The sequence below is a fragment of the Microvirga pakistanensis genome (assembly GCF_004458765.1).
Taxonomy (GTDB): domain Bacteria; phylum Pseudomonadota; class Alphaproteobacteria; order Rhizobiales; family Beijerinckiaceae; genus Microvirga; species Microvirga pakistanensis.
On record NZ_SPJX01000108.1, the window covers coordinates 145,912 to 169,144 of the forward strand.

Annotated in this window: 19 protein-coding genes; 11 read left to right on the top strand and 8 right to left on the bottom strand. The window is 60.7% G+C overall.

The annotated features are described in order from the left end of the window. Positions 1–85: 85 nt before the first annotated feature. Positions 86–526, bottom strand: a complete 441-nt coding sequence (locus E4K09_RS03765; protein WP_134495280.1) for a GNAT family N-acetyltransferase — start codon at positions 524–526, stop codon at positions 86–88. Then, complete coding sequence (locus tag E4K09_RS03770) at positions 523–1,803, bottom strand: NAD(P)/FAD-dependent oxidoreductase (RefSeq protein WP_134495281.1); 1,281 nt, start codon at positions 1,801–1,803, stop codon at positions 523–525. Before E4K09_RS03770 ends, E4K09_RS03765 begins: the two co-directional genes overlap by 4 nt. Positions 1,804–2,572: 769 nt before the next feature. On the opposite strand from E4K09_RS03770, the gene E4K09_RS03775 reads away from it, so the two are divergent. From E4K09_RS03775 to E4K09_RS03790, 4 genes are all read left to right on the top strand, one after another. Continuing rightward, entirely contained in the window at positions 2,573–3,583 is a 1,011-nt protein-coding gene (locus E4K09_RS03775) for an ABC transporter substrate-binding protein (RefSeq protein WP_244610348.1), read from the top strand. A 139-nt stretch (positions 3,584–3,722) separates the two neighbouring features. Continuing rightward, entirely contained in the window at positions 3,723–4,628 is a 906-nt protein-coding gene (locus E4K09_RS03780; RefSeq protein WP_134495283.1) for an ABC transporter permease, read from the top strand. A gap of 4 nt (positions 4,629–4,632) precedes the next feature. Further along, a complete protein-coding gene (locus E4K09_RS03785; protein WP_134495284.1) occupies positions 4,633–5,424 on the top strand; it encodes an ABC transporter permease in 792 nt (263 codons plus the stop codon). A 40-nt stretch (positions 5,425–5,464) separates the two neighbouring features. Continuing rightward, on the top strand, positions 5,465–6,556 hold the full coding sequence (locus E4K09_RS03790) for an ABC transporter ATP-binding protein (protein ID WP_134495285.1): 1,092 nt from the start codon (positions 5,465–5,467) through the stop codon (positions 6,554–6,556). A gap of 632 nt (positions 6,557–7,188) precedes the next feature. Here the strand turns inward: E4K09_RS03790 and E4K09_RS03795 are convergent. From E4K09_RS03795 to E4K09_RS03810, 4 genes are all read right to left on the bottom strand, one after another. Beyond that, positions 7,189–9,192, bottom strand: coding sequence for a hydantoinase B/oxoprolinase family protein (locus E4K09_RS03795; RefSeq protein WP_134495286.1), 2,004 nt, complete (start codon positions 9,190–9,192; stop codon positions 7,189–7,191). A gap of 1 nt (position 9,193) precedes the next feature. Further along, on the bottom strand, positions 9,194–11,239 hold the full coding sequence (locus E4K09_RS03800) for a hydantoinase/oxoprolinase family protein (protein ID WP_134495287.1): 2,046 nt from the start codon (positions 11,237–11,239) through the stop codon (positions 9,194–9,196). A 625-nt stretch (positions 11,240–11,864) separates the two neighbouring features. Further along, on the bottom strand, positions 11,865–12,059 hold the full coding sequence (locus tag E4K09_RS03805) for a hypothetical protein (protein ID WP_134495288.1): 195 nt from the start codon (positions 12,057–12,059) through the stop codon (positions 11,865–11,867). 208 nt (positions 12,060–12,267) lie between these two features. Beyond that, positions 12,268–13,146: a GNAT family N-acetyltransferase gene (locus E4K09_RS03810; protein WP_134495289.1), complete on the bottom strand. Its 879-nt coding sequence runs from the start codon at positions 13,144–13,146 to the stop codon at positions 12,268–12,270. Positions 13,147–13,416: 270 nt separating this feature from the next. On the opposite strand from E4K09_RS03810, the gene argE reads away from it, so the two are divergent. The 6 genes from argE (at position 13,417) to E4K09_RS03840 (ending at position 20,015) form a co-directional block, all read left to right on the top strand. After that, positions 13,417–14,538 (top strand): acetylornithine deacetylase, encoded by a 1,122-nt coding sequence (gene argE, locus E4K09_RS03815; RefSeq protein ID WP_134495290.1) that lies wholly within the window; start codon positions 13,417–13,419, stop codon positions 14,536–14,538. A gap of 23 nt (positions 14,539–14,561) precedes the next feature. Beyond that, on the top strand, positions 14,562–15,485 hold the full coding sequence (locus E4K09_RS03820; protein WP_134495356.1) for a 2-hydroxyacid dehydrogenase: 924 nt from the start codon (positions 14,562–14,564) through the stop codon (positions 15,483–15,485). A gap of 16 nt (positions 15,486–15,501) precedes the next feature. Beyond that, a complete protein-coding gene (locus E4K09_RS03825) occupies positions 15,502–15,858 on the top strand; it encodes a cupin domain-containing protein (RefSeq protein WP_134495291.1) in 357 nt (118 codons plus the stop codon). Between the two features lie 159 nt (positions 15,859–16,017). Then, a complete protein-coding gene (locus tag E4K09_RS03830; RefSeq protein ID WP_134495292.1) occupies positions 16,018–17,487 on the top strand; it encodes an aldehyde dehydrogenase family protein in 1,470 nt (489 codons plus the stop codon). Positions 17,488–17,498: 11 nt separating this feature from the next. Continuing rightward, the gene (locus E4K09_RS03835) at positions 17,499–18,542 is read left to right on the top strand and encodes a tartrate dehydrogenase (RefSeq protein ID WP_134495293.1); all 1,044 of its coding nucleotides are present in this window, start codon (positions 17,499–17,501) and stop codon (positions 18,540–18,542) included. Between the two features lie 18 nt (positions 18,543–18,560). After that, the gene (locus E4K09_RS03840) at positions 18,561–20,015 is read left to right on the top strand and encodes an NAD-dependent succinate-semialdehyde dehydrogenase (RefSeq protein WP_134495294.1); all 1,455 of its coding nucleotides are present in this window, start codon (positions 18,561–18,563) and stop codon (positions 20,013–20,015) included. An 84-nt stretch (positions 20,016–20,099) separates the two neighbouring features. On the opposite strand, the gene E4K09_RS03845 is transcribed toward E4K09_RS03840, so the two are convergent. Both E4K09_RS03845 and E4K09_RS03850 read right to left on the bottom strand, forming a co-directional pair. Continuing rightward, positions 20,100–21,377, bottom strand: coding sequence for an NAD(P)/FAD-dependent oxidoreductase (locus tag E4K09_RS03845; protein ID WP_134495295.1), 1,278 nt, complete (start codon positions 21,375–21,377; stop codon positions 20,100–20,102). Between the two features lie 15 nt (positions 21,378–21,392). After that, positions 21,393–22,061, bottom strand: a complete 669-nt coding sequence (locus E4K09_RS03850) for a haloacid dehalogenase type II (protein WP_134495296.1) — start codon at positions 22,059–22,061, stop codon at positions 21,393–21,395. Between the two features lie 328 nt (positions 22,062–22,389). On the opposite strand from E4K09_RS03850, the gene E4K09_RS03855 reads away from it, so the two are divergent. Next, positions 22,390–23,226 (top strand): GNAT family N-acetyltransferase, encoded by an 837-nt coding sequence (locus tag E4K09_RS03855; RefSeq protein ID WP_134495297.1) that lies wholly within the window; start codon positions 22,390–22,392, stop codon positions 23,224–23,226. Positions 23,227–23,233: the final 7 nt, after the last annotated feature.

Sequence of the window (23,233 nt, forward strand, 5' to 3'; positions counted from 1 at the left end):
GAGCGTAGGATAGAACGTAAGGTTATGACCACGGAGAGGGATTATTTTGAATGCAAATGAATGATCGGTGGAGAGGCTAACCGGATTATTCCCTGGGGATTGTCATGTACCATTCCGGATGCGGAGCTCTCCGGAAACCTGCGCGCTCGTATACCCCGTGGGCGTCGCGTGTAGCGAGCATCCAGGTGGTGACGTCGGTCAATTCCGGATGTTCGCGGATGACCGTCGCGATCCATGTGGCAAGCCCTCTTCCCCTATGCTCGGGCAAAACGAAGACGTCGCGCAGATAGGCGAAGACTGCATAATCGGTGACCACGCGACCGAAGCCCGCCAGTGAACCACTCGGTGCGTAGACTCCGATCGGGATCGAATTCTCGATCGCTCGAGATAGTCGGGGAAGTGTCATCGACTTGCCCCAGTAGCTCTCCGTATTGAGAAAGCGCAGGATCGCTTCCAGGTCGAGCTGGGATGGATCTGTCGATATCGTGTAACCGTCGCGACGCCATTGTTGGGGAGCACACTTCATCGGCCGAACTTCTCTTTGACTTTGTAGTAGACGTCGACCAGCGGCAGGAACCAAGGCGTGCCGAAATGCCCTGGGATCGGCGGCCAGCTCAACGTACGATAGGGGTTCGCTTCCTTCTCGCCGTCGATCATGCGTGCGAGGATCGTTCCCATGTGAGTCGCCTCCTGCACACCGCTGCCGCTGTACCCGAGCGAGAAATACATTCCCTTGTATTCGCCGGCACGGGCGAAGCGATCGCGGGTGACCTCGATCATTCCTCCCCAGCAATAGTCAATCTTCACGTCGCGCAGCTGCGGGTGGATCTCGCGCATCGATCTTAAGAGAATGGCGCCGCCCTTCACGTCTACCTTAGGCGAGGAGACGGCGAACTGCGCACGCCCGCCGAAGATGATCCGATTGTCAGGCGAGATGCGGTAGTAATGGCCGAGCCCGCGCGCGACGCTCACCGTGCGGTGCTTGGGGATGACGCTGTCGACTGTCGCCTGATCGAGGCGTCCGGTCGCGATCACGAAGCTGCCGACCGGCACGATCCTGCGGCGGAAATAGGCGAATGGGCCCTTGGCAGAGATCCCCGTGGCGATCACGACCTGATTGGCCTCGACGCTACCCTTCTGGGTTTCGACCCTGTAACGGCGAGCGTCCAACCGGGTTAATCCTACGACTGGGGTGTGCTCATGGATCCGCGCTCCGTAACGCGCCGCAGCTTCAGCCATACCTACAGTGAAACGGCCGACATGCAACATCGCGCTTTTGGGATATATCATGCCACCGTGGAAGAGGTCAGAGCCGATCTCCTCATGGATCTGCGAACCTGGAACCGTGTAAACATCGGGATCAACCTCACGGTTGATCAACTCAGCGGATGACTTGAACTTCTCGAATGCGGCGGGCGAGACAGCGAGCTTCAGCTTGCCCACCCGGCGAAACGAGCAGTCGATTCCCTCTTCACGAACGATGCGCTCTACGGTGTCAACAGCATCATTATAGCTTTGGTAGATTTGACGTGCAGCGTCGCGGCCCAGACGCTTCATGGCGTGCGCATAGTCATGAAAGAACCCGGTGTTGCACTGACCGCCATTACGGCCCGAGGCAGCGCCGCCGACGACATCAGCTTCGAGCAGCACGACATCGCCACCCTTTTTCGCTACAGCGAGTGCACAGGACAGCCCTGTGAAGCCACCGCCGATCACGACGACATCGGCCTTGCCCGCTATGGGCTCCTTCGCGCCCGACGTGAAGGCTGGTCGCGTGTCCAGCCAGTAAGGGACAGTCTTCATGCTGGGTGAACCTTTCCTTTCGGGTCATGCTGGCCGGGCCAGCACGGGAGAGTATACGGGCTTGGCTGTGAAAACCTTGCGGATCTCCATTCCGGATGCGCAGGGAATTCCATAATGAAGGCGGAATTCGAAACACTCTGCGACAACGGACGGTTAGCCCGACCAATCATGCCGTACGTGGCTTCAGATGGAACCCAGAGCCCGGTTCACTCCAGCCGCTTTGCGGGACCGAACGCCCGTTCATCGGTGAGCTGCTGCACCGAGGCTGAACTGTTATGGCGCGCCGGGGTAACTGCCATCACCTGCGACTCCGGGGCGAGTGCCCGATTTGGCGTATGATATCGTTGCATGGAGCTTCACCAGGCATGTGTGTGTGTTGAGGCAGTCAGTACCAACGTTCGTCATGGCGGCGTCCTGCTGATCCTTTCGGATCATGAAACGACATGCCATGCCTCTGCGCAAAGGTTGCATGCTAGAGCATTTGTGGCTGCTCTTGCGGTACTACGAAGCGGAAGCGGTTCGGATGATAGTGGCCGAGAGCTTGATCAAGCCTCACTTTATAATATTCAGTTAACCTGACGGACTGAATTGGCATCAGGAGTGATGATTCCTTAGGCAAATTGCGAAACCGAGGGAACGTTCAGAACCCGAAGTTATAAGGCGCTGAGTTTTTTTTATTGGCGCGCCATCCTGTGCGGCGGCAGTCTTTACCGGATAAACAACAAAAGAGGGATCCAACATGAGAACGCTAACCAGAGCGGTTTCGGTTATGAGCATTGCTCTCGCCGCGACTCTGTCAACCGCAGCTCTTGCTCAAGAGGCTGTCACGTATGCGACAGATGGGGGCGCCATCCTCGATGCCATGTCTCCTGCGCTGATCAAGCCCGCCGAAAAAAGCCTTGGCATTCGGGTCATTACGGATACGAACGCTGATCGCTACCCACCGCTGAAGGCTCAGGTCGCTTCCGGCAAGCCGATTTGGGATGTTGTTGATTTCTCGGCAGGATACTGCGCTCGCGGTGTAAGCGAGGGCTTGCTCGAGCCGCTCGACTACAGCAAGATCCCGAACGCTGCCAGCGTCCCGGCGGCGTTCAAGGATACGCACTCCGTTGGATTGTCCGCTTACGCCACCGTGCTTGCCTACAACACAGAAACCTTTGGCGACAATGGCCCGAAATCCTGGGCTGACTTCTGGGATGTCAAAAAGTTCCCTGGACGCCGTGCATTACGCAACTATGCTCGCCCGATGCTGGAGATTGCGCTGCTCGCCGATGGAGTTGCACCGGCCAATCTTTACCCGCTGGACGTCGACCGCGCCTATGCCAAACTGAAGGAGATCAAGCCTCACATTGCAGTCTGGTGGACATCAGGCGCTGAAACCACCCAGCTTTTGGTCGATGGCGAAGTCGACATGCTTCCGCTTTGGGACGGTCGCGTCTCTGCCGCTCTGAGAGAAGGTGCCCCCGCGAAGTTCACCCGCAACCAGGCGATCATGGAAAACACCTGCTTGGCAGTGCCGAAAGGTACTCAGCACAAGGACAGTGCGTTGAAGCTGATCAACAGTCTGCTTGATCCGAAGGGCCAAGCTGCATGGGTCAAGGAGTACACCACTGGCCCCTTGAATACCGAATTCGCCAAATACGTGGACCCCAACCGCCTGAAGGACCTCACGACGTCCCCTGAAAACCTGGCCATGCAGGTTCCGCTGAGTGCCACTTGGTGGGCGTCGCCCGCAGGCGCCGATGCCGAAAAGCGCTGGCTCGGATTCATGCAAAACTGAGATCTCGAAGTCCCGGGCCGTAATGCCGCAGGGGCTCTGCCATAGGCTTCAACGGGGGTACTCGAGAAACGGCGTACCACCCGTTGCTGCGTCTTTTCGAAGCCCGAACAGATCTTCACGAATGTAAGGCACCGCAACGATGTCGGACCTTCCCCTCGAACAGCAAATTGCCTCAACCCCTTCCATGGAGGAGGCCATAGCCAGGGCCGAGCGGGCCGAGCAGAGGATGTATTTGCTCCTCTTCGCCCCCGCCTTGCTGCTGGTGCTGCTGTTCCTTGGCATTCCGCTGGCCATCCTCGCCTTCCAGTCGTTTCGCGAGGGCGACAGCTTTACGCTGATGCACTACGCCCGAATCTTCCAAGAGCCGATCTATTGGCGCACATATTATGATACGCTGGAAATCAGCGTGATTGTGACATTGCTCTCCGTCATTCTGGGCTTTCCTCTCGCATATGCCGCTGCGGTCGCATCGCGACGCTGGTCGGCCCTGATTCTGGCGCTGGTGATGCTGCCCTTCTGGACCAGTGTCCTGGTCCGAACCTACGCATGGCTGGTCGTCTTGCAGCGGAGGGGCATCATCAACACCACGCTGCTGAACCTTGGGATCATTGACCAACCTCTGTCTTTGTCTCACAATTTTGTCGCGGTTCTCATTGGCATGCTGCACGTCATGCTGCCCTTCATGGTCTTCCCGCTTTACGCCGCGATCTCGAAAATCCCAGCTGAGTTGCTGCAGGCAGGCCATAGCCTTGGCGGGAGCCCCGCTTATGTCTTTCGACGGGTAATACTACCTCTGTCCGCTCCGGGGATCATCGCAGGATCGATCCTTGTCTTCATCCTGAGTCTCGGCTTCTACCTCACCCCAGAGCTCCTCGGAGGCGGCAAGACGATCATGGTATCCTCGTTGGTGCAGCGGAATGTGGAACTCTATTTGCAGTTCGGCGCAGCAAGCGCTGTTGCCATGATTCTTCTCGTGACAGTGTGCATCATCTTCTGGGCGGTGGATCGCGTGCTGCCGGTCGAGAAAATCGTCGGAATGAGGTGAGGAGATGGCAATGAACTCATGGCCTCGTCTGCTTCTCTGGATCACCACCACCATCGTGCTGATCTTCATGGTCCTGCCGATCGTGATCGTCGTGATCATGTCCTTCTCGAACTCGCGGTTCCTGACGTTTCCGCCGCCTGCCGTCTCACTGCGCTGGTACGAGGCATATTTTGGTAGCCCGGACTGGATGGATGCAACCTGGAACAGCTTTCTCCTCGCCGTGATTGCTACTGTGGTGACCGTGCCGATCGGAACGGCTGCCGCCTACGCGGCCAACATCTCGCAATCGAAGATGGTACGCCGGCTTCAGCTGCTTTTGCTGACCCCGGTGATGGTGCCTGTCATCATCCTCGCAGCAGGGATCTACATGGTTTACGCCCAAGTCGGCTTAGTTGCGACCAAGACAGGACTTGTTTGCGCCTATGCCATGATGAACCTGCCGTATGTATTCATCTCGGTACTCGCGGGGCTGCGTTCGTTCGACATGAACCAAGAGGACGTCGCGCGGAGTCTCGGCGTCAACCGGTTTACAGCCTTTATGAAGGTTACATTACCGCAGATTCGTCCCTCCGTTATCACCGGTGCATTGTTCGCCTTCATCGGAGCACTGGACGAGACCGTGGTTTCGCTGTTCATTGCGGGGGGCGAGAACCAGACCTTGCCCCGTCGCATGTTCATGAGCTTACGGAACGAGATCGACCCGACCATTGCATCGATCAGTTCAGTCCTCATCACGATTTCCTTCGCGCTGATGATTATGTCGAGTCTGCGCGGAAAGAGGGCTCATGCCGTCTAGTCCGGCGAAGTTCCCTACCCGAACAAACTGGAGCCTTTCCATGCCCTCGACCAACTTTGTCTCCGTGCGAGTCCAGAACCTCGTCAAGAGCTATGCCAGCTTCCGAGCGTTGAGCGATGTATCGTTGAACATTCGCGCAGGCGAGTTCGTATCGATCCTGGGGCCCTCAGGTTCCGGTAAGACAACTCTTCTGCAGATCATCGGAGGCTTTGTTCGCCCGACGTCAGGTCATGTGTTCTTCGGCGAGAACGACGTAACGCTGCTGCCTCCGCAAAAGCGCGACATCGGCGTGGTGTTTCAGAACTACGCACTTTTCCCTCACTTGACGGTTGCCGAGAACATCGCGTTCCCCTTAAGGGCCCGCAAGGTTTCGATGGCTGACTGCCAGAAGCGGGTGGAGAGAGCGCTGGAAATCGTCGAGCTCAAGGGATATGGCGATCGTGCAATATCCAAACTGTCAGGCGGGCAAAAACAGCGTGTCGCTCTGGCCCGCGCCATCGTCTTCGAACCTCGGCTCATCTTGATGGACGAGCCATTGTCGGCCCTTGATAAGAACCTGCGCGAGACGATGCAGCTGGAACTGCGCAACCTTCACGCACAGTTGGGAGCGACGATCATTTACGTCACCCATGACCAGCGCGAGGCACTAACCATGTCCGACCGCGTGGCTGTTATGAACGCTGGAAGGATCGTCCAGATCGACACCCCACGCAAGCTATATACCGCACCAGCGGATCATTTCGTTGCCGGCTTCGTTGGAGAGTCGACCTTGGTACCGGTCAAGCGATCGGATCCCCGTCACGTCAGCATGGGAGACATCAAACTTCGGACTCCTCGTGACGTCGTGGATGGAGAGCTGTTCATCGCACTCCAAGCAGATTCGATCTTGCTCTGCGATGGATCCGAGACCGAGTCGGACAGCAATTATCTGGAGGGGAAGGTCCGTGACGTGGTCTTCCAAGGTGAAAGCCTGAAGGTTCCCGTGATCCTGCCAGAAGGAACGGAGATCGGGTTCCGAATTCCGAGCCACCACTACAGCAATCGCACGCTGCCAAAGCCGGGCGAGACGGTTCGTCTCAAGCTGCATGTCGAAGACACCGTCGTCGTGGCGCGGAATCCAAGCGCAGCCTGATCGACCTGACTTCGGACCTGCCTGCGGGAGATGAACCTACGGGTTGACCCGGAGCGACATTCGTCACGGGACACTGCACTGCCCGAGAAGCGAGCCTCAACTCCTTCGTCGGTGCTCCGATGGCCGAGTACCTCGGGCGTCGTGCGGTCCCGAACGGCCACGTCAGTGACTCGAAGGGCGGAATCGGTGAAAGGTGCACCAGGTTTTCGCTTGCGCGGACCTCCGATTCCACGTCGAACGATCCGCCCTCGCAAGAGTGGAGCGGCGAAGTGGATTCCAAAAGCGGACCCACTTCTGGATGCGATTCTCTAGGCATCGCGTCGGCAGATCAGCTAAGCTCTCGTGGCGTCGCGCGTCTGGCTGAGGCGTCTTTCGGCGGCGCTCGAAAAAGGCGCGTGCCGTAGCAGCCGGCCGAGGTGGGCCGATGTTCTCTCGACGGAGGCCGGCTGGATCAGGAGCAGCCTCAAGCGCGGCATCACCGGAGAGCGTCCGTCCGTAGAGGCCGCCCACGGCGCCGGCGGAGCACGTCCTTCAAGGAACGTTGAGAATAAGCAGCGTCCGCTCGAAGTGCGATTCTTGGGACGCGACAGGGGCGGCATTCTGCCGCCCCACTTTGGTTGAAGTACCGTTGCTTAAACGCGGCGGAGTTGCGGATAGTTCAGCTGGAGACGCTCGAAGATTTCGTGAATCGACGCAGCGGTGCCGCGCTTGGCCGGAGCTAGGGCTTCAACCGCCCGGAACACTTCGTGCTTGATGAAGAAGCGCCACTCGACCGGGAGCGAGAACAGAATGTCCATCAGAGCGCTGTATGCTGCCTTGGTCCAGGTCGCTTCATATGCGTCGCGTTGGGTGCCATAGTCAAAAAAGCCAGCCTGCTTCGCATCGGCCATGCGCCTCTCGCGCTCCCGATCGGTTGCGACCACGTCGACTGCACCGTTTTTCAGGACGACGCCATAGTCGGACAATGCAAGAGCCTCTGAGACGAAGCCTTTCTGAACATCGCGCAGGACCCGTACGGGCTCACGTTCAAGTGGATTCCCGCGACCACCGCCACCCGGCGACCAGATGCGGAACACGTCGCCCGGACCAGCCACGACAAAGTCCTGATTGCCGAGCGAAACCTCCTTCTCCGTGTCGGGATTGAGAACCGACCCAGATGCCACACCAGCCTTGCCCCCGAGGGTTCCCCAAGCTGAGAAGCGTGATCGATCACGGTTTCTAATGGTGATCCGGGTGTTAGGCGAGAACACCTTGAACTCCAGAACCGTCCCGAGACCGCCACGCCAGCGCCCGGCTCCTCCCGAATTCGGTGCAAGCGAGTACCGCAGAATCTCGACGGGCACTTCGGCCTCGTTGATCTCCACCGGGGTGTTTTTCAGGTAAGCTCCGTCGGCGCCGGAGCCGTCGGTGCCGTCGCGCATCGGCATGCCGCCGCCGCCGCCAACGATCGGATCGATCGCCGCGATTACGCGGCGCCCATTCTTCGGGTCGGTTGTCATGACGTTGACGATCGAGGACGATCCTGCGGGCGCTGCGGGCATGCGCTCAGGAACGGCTTGGGCGAAGGCCCCAAAGATCAGAGAGCGCAAGCGGCCGCAGGTCAGCGACCGCATTCCCACGGCCGCTGGGAACTGCGGATTTACGACGGACCCTTCAGGCAGGATGCACGTGAACGGGCGAGTCATACCCAAGTTCACCATAATATCGGGGTTCAGCGTGTATAGCACATAATAGATGCCGACCAGCATCAGCGTGTGGCGCGGGTTGCCTCCAGTCGGCACGTTGAGAGAGGAGGTAAGCTGCGGATCGGTTCCGGTGAAGTCCAGGATTGCGTCGCTGCCCCTGATCGTCAGGGTCAGGTTTAGACGCACCGGATAGCCTCCGGCGCTGTCCTCGTCGCAGTAGTCGGTGAAGTGATAGGTGCCATCTGGCATCGAAGAGAGCAAAGCTCGCGCCTGGGTCTCGGAGTAGTCCATCACGTCATACATTGCGCGCTTGACAGTATCGACGCCGAGCTTCGCGATCATTTCGTGGATTTTTCGAGCGCCGGTATTCAGCGCACCCGTGAAGGCCTTCAGGTCGCCCCAGTTCATATCCGGCTGGCGGACATTGATCATCATCGTCCTCAGGAGCTCTTCATTGAGGACTCCAGCTTTAAATAGCTTGGACGGCGCGAAGCGAATGCCTTCCTGGTGCACTTCGGTGTTGGCACGCGAGAGCGATGCGGGCACGGCCCCGCCCATGTCGGTGTTGTGAATGTGACCGACTGTGAAGCAAATCAGCTCGCCCTCATGGAACACGGGACGCCACATGTGGATGTCTGGAGTGTGGGTGCAGAGAAAGCCGCTATATGGATCATTGGTGAAGCAGATGTCACCGTCCTCATAATGGTCGAGCATGTCGATGGCAGGACCGTAATCGAGCCCGGGGTACCATGTTGCGCCGTAATCCATCGGCACCGAGAACGTCTTCCCCTCAGGGGTGACGATCCCGATCGTGAAGTCTTCAGTCTCTTTCACGAAGGTCGATTGGGCCGTGCGGTACAGGGTATATGCCATGCTTTCCGAGGCCGCGCGAAAGTGGTTGGCGACGATTTGCAGCGTGGCGATGTCTGCCGATTGGGTCGAGTTGCGCATCTCAGGCCTCCGTAGCAGTCAGCTGAATGTTGCCCCAAGCATCGACCTGTGCCTTGAACCCGGCGGGAATGCATGAGGTGGTATCCGATTGAAGAACAATGGCCGGCCCAACGAAGGTTTGGCCGGGCTTCAGATCGTCACGCAGATAGAGACCGGCAGTCGTTGGCGTACCGTCGAACACCACCGCCGCTTCGCGAGTGGGCTGAGCACTGCCTTCAACCAGAGGGGCGATGGCCAATTCCGGCTTCGGGCCGGAGGCAGTGACGACGGTGCGGAGGTTCACAATGTGAACCTCGGCCTCAATGTCGCGATAGGCGTAGAGCCGTTCGTGCGCTGCGTGGAAAGCATCGCGGATAGCCTCCACATTGTTGTTTGCGATCCACTCAGAGTCCAGCGGCACTTCGATCTCGAACGACTGGCCGGCATAACGCATGTCGGCCGAGAGCAGGTAGTTGGCGGGGCCTTCAAACTTCTGCTCGTTGCGTAACCAGGTGTTGGCGTCTTGCTGGAGAGTCGCAAAGCCTTCGGCCATCTTGGGTAGCGTTTCCTCTGTGAGGGGGAGATAGAGGCTGGCGATGAAGTCGTTGCGGATATCTGCCACGAGGCCGCCAAGAGCCGACACGACGCCCGGGCTCAGCGGGATCATCACCCGCGGGATCCCAAGTTCACGAGCAAGCATCGGCGCCAGCATCGGGCCCGCACCGCCGAAGGCTAGCAGCGTGAAGTCGCGAATGTCGATACCGTGACGTGCAACGAGCTTGTTGATCTCGAGGTACATCCCAGACAATGCGACATCGATGATCGTCTTCGCCGTTAGCTCCACGGTCCAGCCGAGCTTATCAGCGATCTCACTTACTGCCTTTCGTGCCAGTTCGGGATTGATCGAGATTGCGCCATAGGCGATGCTTTCCTGACCAATGAGCCCGCAGACCGCGAAGGCATCCGTGATCGTCGCGCGCGTGCCGCCGCGTCCGTAGCATGCAGGACCGGGCGTGGAGCCCGCGCTTTCAGGGCCGACCTTCAGCACACCGAAATCATCAACCCACGCGATCGATCCTCCGCCTTCGCCGATCGAGCTGACCGCAACTGCTGGAACGTGCAGTGTATGCTGACCCACCTTCTCGCCGGTTGCATAATGGGGCTCACCGTGATTGATCACGGCCACGTCGGCGGACGTGCCGCCGATATCGATGGTAAGGACATGGTCTATCCCGGCGTTGCGGGCTAGAAAGGCTGCGCCCATCACGCCTGAAGCAGTGCCCGATAGGAGCATTGAGACGCAGTTCGCCTTGCCGAGCTCGGCGGTCATGACCCCGCCATTCGACTTCGTAATCAGCGGCTCACCTAGAACGCCGAGCTTTTTCAGAGCACCTTGAAGACGGGTGATGTAGTGCTCGACCTTGGGATGGACATAACCATTGATCGCAGCGGTGGTGGTGCGTTCGTATTCCCGAATCACCGGCCAGATCTCGGTTGACGTGAAGACGAACAGGTCGGGTGCAAGCTCCTGCACGATGCGCTTGACTTCGCGTTCATGTTCCGGATTGCGGTAGCTGTTGATCAGCGAGATGATAATTCCGGCAACGTCCTTCTCCCTGGCGCCCCGCACAGCCGCCTGCACGCTTGCACGATCCAGGGGACGCGCAATGCTGCCGTCCGAGCGAATGCGCTCGGAGATCGGAAAGACCGCGTCGCGACCAACCAGCGGGTCTGCGCGAAACGACATCAGGCTGTAGGTCTCCGGCATTCGAAGGCGAGCCAATTCCAGCACATCCTCGAAAGCTGCGGTGGTGAACAGCGCGAGCTTCGCTCCATTCCCCATGATGACGGTGTTCACGCCGACGGTCGTGCCGTGAATGAAGTGGGAGATGGTCTCTGGCGCGATTTCCATCCGCTCATGGGCAAGTTTCAATCCGGTCATCACCTCGGATCCGGGGTTGTCCGGCGTGGTCAGAACCTTCAGCGTCGACAGTTCTTTCGTCTTTTCGTTGAAAAAACAGAAATCGATGAAAGTCCCGCCGATATCGACACCGACACGAAAGGTCATTGCTGCTCTCCTGGCAAGGACATGGCGGGTTGCAACCGTGACGGCGGATCCGTAGGACCCACCTGAATCACGGACGACCTGCCGACATTATTCCTGGGAAGGAAGTGGATGAGCGGTGGAGAGGTGCATCAGATCCTCTGGCCTTGCGCCAGCCTGTCGCATGCCGTCTCCCTTTGTGCCCTGCCACGCCCGAACCCCGCATCCACTGCCCAACTCCATGGACCTACCTTGAGAAAACATCGGAATGGTTGCGGAGCTCAAATAGCTAGGTGTGGGTGGTCAATAACCTTTAGCTATGTAGGATGGGTGGACATGCCGGGCGTGTGATCACAACTGCTTCAAAAGCGAGGAAAGCGAAACCGGGCAGAAGAGAGCGCCTGACTCGTTCCCGCTGAGCTTGGGGCCGGGAGCAGGTGCTGTTCCGGCCCAGCTTTGGCCTCCCTGTACAAGGTGCTCGGCCAGTGCTGGCGGGCTCATTCCTCTACTGGCACGCCAGAACGATCTCGGATATCCGCTGAACAGGGCCGGCCGGGATGAGAGCACCGGCGACAGTGATGCGAAGCCCTTTCCGGCCGTCATCCCGGACTACAAAGCCAGCCTGCGTGTCGGCGCTGGGTGACCGTGGTCACTCGATCTTGAGGCTCACCACGCCACCGCTGCGAAGCCCATGAGCCGGGCCGCTCCAAGAGTCGGTATAGGTGCCGCGATATGGCGCAGAGCGGGGATCCTGAGCGAGATCGATTCCAACCTCCGGACCGAAGATCGTACCGGCCGAGCGCATGCTCGAGGTCGACAATGTCACGGTCTGGCGATGGGGCACCCTCTGCCCGCCGAGCTTCCGGAACGTCTCGACCGGCGAAAGCGGCCCATCACCGGCAGGCTATATATCGGTGGAACCTATAACAAGGATGCCCGCGACCCTTCATCTCGCGAAGAGCAGCGTGAGATCCTTGCCGCCTAGACGTCGTACGCAGTTTGGCCGCTGTCTTGGCCCTCGGCGGGATTTGCGGCGGAAGCCGGTGATCTGGCTAGCTGAGTGCGTGCGACGCCAAACCGAAAATCGATGGTTCGCCTGACGTCGCCTTGAGGAACCGGCGGCCCTTCGACATCGTCGTGACCGTGTCGAAAATCCGCAATCCGCTGTCTTGCAGGACGAGCGGGAAAGCACCTTCCCTTTGGCGTGTATCGACACGGGCAAATTGCCCAGGTATCTCCGACAGATGCTGCGAGACGAGTGCGATCCCGTCTTCATCGTTGCTCGCCACGATGGGGCCTACGACCTGTCCTCGCCCGAAGCTGCGGCGGAAGGCGTAGGCCACCAGAACTCCGTCGCGCCAGATGCCATAGCCCTTGGCGTCGCGTGCGAGAATATGCAAAAGCCTCTTCCGGTTCGTGCCGAACGCGCGCGCATCGAGCGCGGAAACGGGATCGAGGTCGGCCTCCGCGACCTCCTTGAGTTCACCTTTCACGGGTTCGAAGCTGCGCAGCCTCGGTGCGACTTCACCCTGGCATTGATAGACGGTCTCCTCCGGTACGAAACCGAGCGAAACGTAAAGATTGTATGCCGGACGCGTTGCATTGAGGAGAAGGTTGCGAGGGCCGCAACGTTCGAGAACCTGCTCCATCAGCCAGCGCCCATTGCCATGCGCCTGGAAGCGATGCGAGGTGATCACCATGCCGATTGTCGCGAAATCCGTCCCATGGGCAAACCACATGGCCGTGCCGAAAACGCGACCGATTCCATCGATCGCAGCAAGGCCCTGACCCGTGAGGCGAAGCATATCCCAGTCCTCGGGACGATGCGGCCAGCCTACGCCAAGGGACAGAGCGTGCAGCATCTTGACGTCGACAGAGGCGATATCGCTCAAGCTGAGATCGAATGAGTCTAGGCGTAAATGGTCTTGCATCGGTGCTTTGCCGCCTTTCTTGTGCCGGGTCATACCGCTGATGCTCGGTCTTGCTGGAACTCCCGCCATCGTGGCGCTCTCGGCGTTAGCGCTAAGCCGTTAACGTTTGGCCACAGCATGGCATGCGGCCGACGGTAGTTTCAGCTCGAAATGACCGGCCATTCGAAATCTTTATGCGTGGTCGACCACAATCCGGCAGGAAAAGTTTCGGTCGGGGGTCTACCGTCGTCCAAATGGCGCATGCGTGCGCAGATTTGCTGGTGCCCCCTAATGGTAGAAGACCTTTTGGCAAGACTGGTTGCCTTCCCGTCTGTCGTGGGCTCGCCCAACGGTGCGATCGTAGACTGGATCGCCAAGTATTGTAGAGCGCACGGCGCGTCGGTCACTGTTCTGCCGGGGCCCGAAGGAGATCGATGCAACCTGTTCGCGACCATCGGTCCGCGGGACAAGCCCGGCTACATTCTGTCCGGTCACATGGACGTGGTGCCGGCCGGTGAAGCGGAATGGAGTTCAGATCCTTTCACAATGCGGGCGGAGGGCGACAGGCGCTACGGTCGCGGTACGACGGACATGAAAGGTTTTCTAGCGTGTGCGCTGGCGGCTCTTCCCGGGCTTGCTGCCAGCAACCTGAGCCAGCCTGTTCATCTTGCCTTCTCGTATGACGAAGAAGCGGGATGCCGCGGAGTTCCGCATCTCATCGAGGCGCTTCCCGGTCTGTGCGAGAGGCCTCTCGGGGCTATCATAGGGGAGCCCAGTCGGATGCAGGCCGTGCGTGCGCACAAAGGCAAGGCAGCCGTGCGCCTCGAGGTGATCGGGAGATCCGGGCACTCCTCCCAGCCCCACCTCGGCCTGAATGCCGTTCACGCCATGGCGGGCGTCATCACCAAGGCTATAGCCTATGGCAGGCTCCTTGCCGAAGGCCCGTTCGACCCGAATTTCGATCCGCCGTACTCGTCGCTGCAAGTTGGTGTCATTGCGGGCGGGCAGGCGGTCAACATCATCCCGGACCGTTGCACGGCCGAGATCGAGGTGCGTGCCGTGTCCGGCACGGCACCCTTGTCGCTGCTGGAGCCCGTGAAGCAGCAGTTCGAAGCGCTGCGGTCTGAGAATTTCAAGACCGTTTGGCACGAACTCTCGGCGTATCCGGCTCTTTCCCTCGCTGTTGATAGTCCCCTTGCGGGTCTGATGACGGAGCTCACGGGCAAGGAGACCCTGTCAGCGGTCAGCTACGGCACCGAGGCCGGCCTCTACCAGCAGGCGGGCATCGAGGCGATCATCTGCGGCCCAGGCGACATCGGCCGCGCCCACCGTCCCAACGAGTACATTACCTTGAGTGAATTGCATGCCTGCCGGCAGATGATCGACGCCCTGGGCGCCCGGCTCTCCGGGTGACCTCCAAGCAACAGGCGGACGAGATGGTGTTTCTCTTCAATTCAGATGCTGAACGTGGCGCCGTGTTCCGGGCAGCCTTCGCGCGCGAGCTGCCCGATTTGGAGTTCGTCGAGGCGGGTGACGCCGTCCCGCCGGAAAGGGTGCGCTACCTTCTGACGTGGACGGCACCGGAGAATATCGACCGCTACCGCAACCTCGAGGTGCTGTTTTCCATCGGCGCAGGAGTCGACCAGTTCCGGCCCGGCAGCGTGCCAGAGCGTGTTAAGCTCGTGCGGATGGTAGAAGAGGGCATCGTTCGCATGATGCAGGAATATGTCGCGCTAGGCGTTCTTTCCCTGCATCGCGACATGGCTGCCTACCGCGAACAGCAGAAGGCACGGGTGTGGAGGGCTCGCTCCATACGCCAAGCGAACGAACGGCGGGTCGGCTTTCTTGGCCTCGGCATGCTGGCTCAGGCAGCGATCGAGAGGCTGGCGCCATTCCAGTTCCCCTTGGCAGGCTGGAGCCGGAGCGCACGCAACCTGCCGGGAGTGCGGTGCTTTCATGGCACGGAGCAGTTACGGGAATTTTTGGCGCAGACGGACATTCTCGTTTGCCTGCTGCCACTGACCGATGAAACGCGCGGGATCCTCGACGCCCGCCTGTTCGAGCAGCTGCCGCATGGTGCTGGGCTCGTGCATGTCGGTCGTGGCCCGCAACTCGACCAGCAGGCGCTCGTCGCCGCGCTCGACGCAGGAAAGCTCTCCGGGGCAGTGCTCGATGTGACCGATCCCGAACCGCTGCCGCAGAGCGACCCGCTCTGGAGCCATCCGAAGGTGATGCTGACTCCGCATATCGCCAGCGTGACCCAGCCTCACACGGCGGCCCGATCGGTCATTGAGAACATCCGGCGCCACCGCGCCGGTCAGGAGCTGATCGGCCTCGTCGATCGGACACGCGGTTACTGAAACCAAGGAGAAAAGTATGTCGCTGCTCGTCACCATTGATACCAATCCGGACTTCCCGCCCAAGGAAGGCCGACCGACGCCGGAACGACTGATTTCCGGCGACCCTTCGTTCAAGACCTGGGCGCAGGACGCCTCGCGTCAGGACAAAGTGCTGACCGGCGTTTGGGAGGCGACCCCTGGCGAAACGCACTCGATCAAGGGCACCACATACGAGTTCTGTCACCTGATCTCGGGACTTGTCGAGATCGAGGAAAAGGGCGGCGAGACCAAAACCTACCGTGCCGGAGACAGTTTCGTCATGAAGCCCGGTTTCGTTGGTATCTGGCGCACCATCGAGACGGTCCGCAAGATCTATGTCTGCGTCTACGAATGATCTCAGAAGCGGGCGGGCTATGGCGCTGCCCGCTCTCCAAACAATTCGCCGCAAGGCTGCCTTGCTGCACGATTCTGCGCCGAGCAGGGTGCAGACGTCAACGTAAAATGCGGCACGCCTGGCGCTAGCCTCTCATCGAACAGCATAGCGAGGTGCCTCATGACGTTGAGCTTCGATCCGGAAACGCTCGCGTTTCCCTTCTATCATATCATCGACGGCGAGCCGGTCGCGGCGGGTACCAGCGAGGGCCTCATCATGCACCGGCCGTCCGATGGCCGCGCCTATGGCGAATGTCCTGTGGCGGACGCAGACCTTGTCGACCGGGCGGTGCAGAGCGCCAAGAGGGCGCTGAAGACCAGCGGCTGGAGCGACGTGCGGCCGCGCGAGCGGGTCAAGGCAATGCAGCGCTGGGCGGATCTGCTGGAGCAGGAGGCGGTCACGCTCGCGCGCCTGGAGGCGGCATCTTCAACACGGCCGATCGCCCACCTGATCGAAGGCGACATCGCCATCACAGCTGAGCAGATCCGCTTCTTTGCTGAATTTGCCGATAAAGAGGGCAGCGACGTTGTCCCCACCTCGGGCTCCGCTTTCGGCATGACGCTGACCGAACCCTACGGTGTCATTGGCGCGATTACGCCCTGGAACTTCCCGATTTCGATGGCTGGCTGGAAACTCGGCCCCGCGCTTGCCGCAGGGAACGCCGTGGTGTTGAAGCCATCCGAGATGACGCCCTTCTCGACCCTCGCCATGGCGGAGTTGGCCGTGCGGGCCGGTATCCCCGCCGGTCTCATCAACATCGTTCTCGGTGACGGTCCGACGACCGGCAATGCCATCACCGGGCACCCCGACGTTTCGAAGGTCAGCTTCACCGGGTCTACGATGGCGGGCGCCGCCATCATGCAGAACATCGCCCGCACGGGCGTCAAGCCGATGACGCTCGAGCTGGGGGGCAAAAGCCCGCAAGTGGTGTTTGCCGACGCGGACTTGGACCTTGCCGCGTCGGCGGTGACCCGTGGGATTCTCGCCAATGCGGGGCAGGCCTGCGTAGCCGGTTCGCGCCTGCTCGTCTCGGAAGAGATTGCCGAGCCGCTCAGCCGGGCAATTGCCCGTCACATGGCCGACATCAGGCCGGGCGTGACCTGGGACGAACAAACGCAATACTCCCCGATCATCTCGCGGCGTCAGCTCGAACGCATCGACACGATCGTGCGCAGAAGTGTGCAGGAGGGCGCTGAATGCGTCGTCGGGGGGCGGATCATGGAGCGATCCGGCTATTTCTACGAGCCGACGCTGCTGCTCGGCGTCGAACCGTCGTCGCCGGCCGTAACTGAGGAGATCTTCGGTCCGGTTCTGACCATGCAGACGTTTCGCACCGAGGAGGAAGCGCTCGTGCTCGCTGATCATCCGACCTATGGGCTCGCAGCTGGCCTGTTCACGCGTGATCTCTCCCGCGCGCTGCGCGTCACCAGGGCTCTGCAGGCCGGAACCATCTGGGTCAATCGCTACGGCCGTTCGCGCGACCACATCCTGCCGACCGGCGGGTACAAGCGCTCGGGCATCGGCAAGGATCTCGGGCGCGAGGCCTATCTCGCCAATCGCAAATCAAAAAGCGTGCTCATCGACCTCTGAGAGGGCAATTTATGAAGACCTACTCCATAGCGCTCATCCCGGGCGACGGCATCGGCCAGGATGTCACCCAATCCGCCTGGTCCGTGCTGCAACGCGCGGCGCGCAAGCACAACTTCGGGCTCGACGAAACGACCTTTCCTTGGTCCTGCGCGTACTACAAGCAAACCGGCGCGATGATGCCGGAGGACGGGATCGAGACGCTGCGCGCATTCGACGCGATCTATCTCGGCGCCGTGGGCTGGCCGGCCGAGGTGCCTGATTCGGTTTCGCTGCACGGTCTCCTCCTGCCGATCCGCAAGGCCTTCGTCCAATACGCCAATATCCGTCCGCACCGGCTCCTGCCGGGGGTCACCGGCCCTCTGCGTGCGAAGGGCTTCGATATCCTGTGCATTCGCGAGAACACCGAGGGTGAATACTCCGGAGCTGGCGGACGGGTGCATACGAATTCCCAGGACGAGGTGGCCGTCGAAACGGCGATCTTTACGCGCAAGGGCGTGGAGCGCATCATCCGCTTCGGCTTCGAGCAGGCGAGGGCGAGGCGCGCCAAACTGGCATCGGTGACCAAATCGAACGCACAGAAATACTCGATGGTGTTCTGGGACGAGGTGACCCGCGACGTGGCGCGCGAATATCCGGACGTCGAGGTTTCCCACTATCATATCGACGCCATGGCGGCTCGAATGGTGATGGCGCCAGAGTCGCTGGATGTCGTGGTTGCGTCAAACCTCTTCGGCGACATCCTGACGGATCTCGGTGCCGCCATCCAAGGCGGCCTGGGCTTCGCCGCCTCGGCCAACATCAACCCGGACCGCACCGCGCCTTCGATGTTCGAGCCGGTGCATGGGTCTGCCCCCGACATCGCTCATCTCGGCATCGCCAATCCAATTGCTGCCATCTGGTCCGGTGCGATGATGCTCGAGCATCTGGGACAACCCGAAGCGGCAAAGGATGTGATGAACGCGATCGAAGCGTGCACGTCCAAGGGGGTCGGCACCGTACCGGGCAAGGACAGGACGGACGCCATCACAGAGGCCGTCCTGGCCGGAATTGTTTGAGAGAAGAGGAAGGCTGATATGCAGTTGAAGGATGCGGATCTGTTTCGCCAGCGCGGCCTGATCGGAGAAACGTGGCAGGATGCCAGGTCCGGCAAGACCGTTGAGGTGACCAACCCGGCCACGCAGTCGGTCCTCGGGACAATCCCCGATATGGGCGCTGCGGAAACGCGCGACGCCATCGAGGCTGCGTCACGGGCGTTCAAGAGCTGGAAGAAGAAGACGAATGCCGAGCGAGCGGCGCTGCTTGAGACATGGCACGCGCTCATGCTCGAACATGAGGAGGATCTCGCGCGCATCCTTACGCTGGAGCAGGGCAAGCCCCTGGCCGAGTCGCGCGGCGAGATCCGCTACGGTGCATCTTTCGTCAAATGGTTCGCAGAGGAGGCGCGGCGCATCGGCGGGAGCACCATTCCGTCGCCGACGCCGGACCGGCGTATCCTGGTTCTGAAGGAGGCGGTCGGCGTGTGTGGCATCATCACGCCCTGGAACTTCCCGAACGCGATGATCACACGCAAGGTGGCGCCTGCTCTCGCGGCCGGCTGTACGGTGGTGATCAAGCCGTCCGAGTTTACGCCCTACTCGGCGCTTGCACTCGGCGTGCTGGCCGAGCGGGCTGGAATTCCGGCTGGCGTGATCAACATCGTCACGGGCATGCCTGCCGAGATCGGCGGCGAACTGCTCGGAAACGAAACTGTCCGGAAGATTTCCTTCACGGGCTCGACCCGCGTCGGCGCGCTTCTGATGCGCGGCGCGGCCGACGGCATCAAGCGGCTGAGCCTCGAGCTGGGCGGGAACGCGCCCTTCATCGTGTTCGACGACGCTGATCTCGATCTCGCGGTGGATGGCGCGATCGCTTCGAAATTCCGTAACGGCGGCCAGACCTGCGTGTGCGCCAACCGCATCCTCGTCCACTCCGGCATCTACGATGCTTTTGCCGGCAGACTGGCCGAGCGCGTCGCGCAAATGAAAGTCGGTGCCGGCACCGAGGATGGCGTGGTGATCGGCCCAATGATCAACGCGGCCGCCATCGACAAGATCGAGCGGCACGTCGAGGACGCCCTGTCGAAGGGCGCGCGAGTCCTCGCGCAGAGCCACCTCGTCCCGGACGGCCGCCAATTTGCGAGGCCTCTCGTGCTGGGTGGTGCAACCACCGGGATGCTCCTTGCGTCGGAAGAGACCTTCGGACCGGTCGCCCCGCTTTTCCGCTTCGAAGCGGAAGAGGAGGCAATCGCGATCGCCAACGGCACGCCGTTCGGACTCGCGGCCTACTTCTACACGCAGGATCTGAGCCGGGCATGGCGCGTCGCCGAGGCACTGGAGTTCGGAATGGTCGGCCTGAACACCGGCGCGATCTCAACAGAGGTGGCGCCGTTCGGCGGCGTCAAGCAATCCGGCCTCGGGCGTGAGGGCTCGCAGCTCGGGATCGAAGAATATCTCGAGGTCAAAACCCTGCATGTAGGCGGGTTGAATTAGATTGGCGCTGGCCCGTCGCCGGTATCGGCGGCGGGAACGTCATCACGGGACGCACGCGAGAAAGGCGGCACAGGCCGCCTTTTCTTATTGGATCTTGTCGAGCATTTTGTAGTAGAGGCCAACCATCGGGAGGAACCATGGTTTTCCTGAGTACCCGGCGATGGTCGGCCATTCCAGACCATTGACCGGATTGCGATCGCCTCTGCCCATAATCGCGTCGGCAAGAAGGATGCCCATCTGTGTTGACATCTGAGCGCCGTGGCCGGAATAGCCCATCGCGAACCACACCCCGTCGGCGAAACCCGCGCGCGGGAAACGATCCTGTGTCATGTCAACGAGGCCGCCCCAGCAGTAATCGATCTCCACCCGGGCGAGATGCGGGAAGAGCCTCGCAAGACTGGCACGCAGGATCTCGCCGCTCTTCGCGTCGGATCTCTGGTCGGAATTGGCAGAAAAGCGCGCGCGTCCCCCGAAGATCATGCGCCGATCGGGTGCCAGGCGGAAATAGTTGCCGATGTTCATCGACGTGACGTAGGTGCGGTTCCCCGGCATGGTTGCGGCGATCTCGCTCTCGCTCAATGGCCTCGTCGCGATGATGAAGCTGCCGACGGGGATGATCCGTCGGCGAAAATACGCGAACTCTTTTGTTGTATAGGCGCCAGTCGCCAAGAGGACAGTATCGGCCGTGACGGTTCCGCGCAGAGTCTCGAGTTCGGTGCGGCCGGCGCTTCGATGGCGCTGCGTCACCAGCGCGTTCTCATGAATGGTGGCCCCATGGCGGGCAGCAGCCGCGGCAAGTCCCGTGACGTAGCGGCCCATATGCATCATGGCGCTCTTCCGCGAGAGCATGGCGCCATGAAACGCATCCGATCCAACCTCAGCGGCAAGATCCTTGCGGCTCAGCAGTGCCGTGTCCGGATCTACCTCCCGATGAAGGGCCTCGAAATTGCGGGCCAGAGCCTCCATGTGGGCAGGCTTCGAGGCCAGTTTAAGCTTGCCGGAGCGACGGAAGGCGCAATCGATCTTCTCTTCCGCGACGATGCGTTCGATCGAATCGATCGACGCGTCGAAGGCGCGATAGAGCGCCTTCGCACGGTCAGCCCCAAGATGCGCTTTGGCGGCCAGGAAGCTGTGCGCGATGCCATTGTTGACGTGGCCACCGTTTCGCCCTGACGCGCCGGAGCCTACCGTTCCGCCCTCCAGGACGACAACGCGCACACCGGCCTTGGAGAGGTGCAGAGCCGCGGAAAGACCCGTGAAGCCTGCGCCGATGACAGCGACGTCATAGTGTCCCTCCACAGGCCCCTGCGCGGCCATATTGAAAGGTGGCGTGGTATCGTGCCAGTAGGGTTTGAACTGCACTTCTGCCTCCTGCGCTCAGAGGCCGACGACGCCGGGAAGGCCGGAGATGTCCCTGATCTCGGTATAGCCGTAATAGGGGTTTGCGGGCTCATGACCGCGATTGACCCAGACCTTGTTCTTGATGCCGAGATCGTGCGCAGACATCAGGTCGTAGCGGAACGATGAGGAGACGTGGAGGATGTCCTCCGGATTGGCATTCAGCTGGTCGAGCATGTATTCGAATGCCTCGAAGCGGGGCTTGTAGGCCTGTGCCTGCTGCGCCGTGTAGACCGCATAGAACGGCGCTCCGAGCTTCCCGACATTGGACATGATCTGCTCGTTCATGGCGTTCGACAGGATGACGAGCGGGATTTCCTTGGCCACTTTGGCAAGCCCGGCCGGTACGTCCGGATGTGGGCCCCAGCTCGGCACCTGTTCGTAGATCCAACGCGCGTCTTCTTCGCGGAAGACCACGCCGTTCTTCTTGCAGGTGAGCTCGACGGCGTTGTGAATGACTTCGTCGTAGGGCTTCCAGGCACCCAGGATCTCATTGAGACGGTACGCGGCAAAGTTCTTGATGAACTGCTGCATGCGATCTTCGCTCAGTTGTTCTCCATAAAGCTCCCGTGCAGCCTCGGCCATCTGGAAATTCGTTAGCGTGCCATAGCAGTCAAAGGTGATGTATTTCGGCCGGAACTTGCTCATGAGGACAATCCTTGCGTTGTTGCCGGCACTCTTGCCGACCCGCTACGCATCATAAGGCCCGCTCATTGGACTAATCACCGCATTCGATCCGGCGAAAAGCAGAATCTTCCGTATCAGACCACAGGTGCGGCAGAGAGTTTCCCCAGAAGGCAGCCGCCGACGCGCAGGGAGCACGTTACCGGCCCGTACGATCAGCTGAACGGCATAAGATGCGGAAGTCGGTGCGCCACAAAGCGCAAAAACATTGGTGGGAGCGTGGAGTCGGGAGGAGCTGCTTTCGGGCCTGCACTATCAATAGAACGACGCGAAACCCCATGCGGAAACTGGAATGACTGCAGACCTGATCTCGCTGGAGCCTATGAAGGCGGAACATCTGGATGGTGCTGTCCTGCTATCGCGCGAGGCGGGATGGCCGCATCGCCGCGAGGATTGGGAGCTGGTGCTGTCGGTCAGCGAGGGCCTTGTGGCGCTTCAGGATGGCCGCGTCGTCGCGACGACCCTGATGACGCCATTCGGGTCCGATGCAGCCACCATCAACATGGTGATCGTTGAGGCGGCCCTGCGGGGGCGCGGCGTTGGACGGAAACTGATGGATGCTGCGCTGGAAAAGGCGGGTGCGCGCAGCTGTCGGCTCGTGGCGACCAAAGAGGGCTTGCCGCTCTATGAGAAGCTCGGCTTCGTTGCGGTCGGCGAGATCGCCCAGCACCAAGGGCAAGCGGTGAGGGCCGAGGCCCCGGCGAACGTGTTCTGGGCGCGAGACGATGAGCATGAGATGATTTCTGCCCTCGACCGCGCCGCCAGTGACTTGGATCGCAGCGCGCTCATGATAATTCTTCGTCGAACGTCCAAGTTCGCGGTAATTCGGGAAGGAGACGAGGTCGTGGCGTTTGCCGGAGTGCGCGCCTTCGGTCGCGGTCTCGTCGTCGGGCCAGTCGTAGCAAGAAGCAACGAGCAGGCCAAGGATCTCATTCTGTTCATGTTCGCGCATCATCGAGGAGCGTTCGTCCGCGTCGACACCGACCTGTCGACCGGGCTTGGACCCTGGCTCGCCGAGAATGGCCTTGCCCATGTTGGCGGCGGCGTTTCGATGCGCCGCGGCCCCAAGGCAGAGCAGGCGGAAACATCATACCACAGATTTGCGCTCATCAATCAGGCGCTCGGTTGAACTGGAG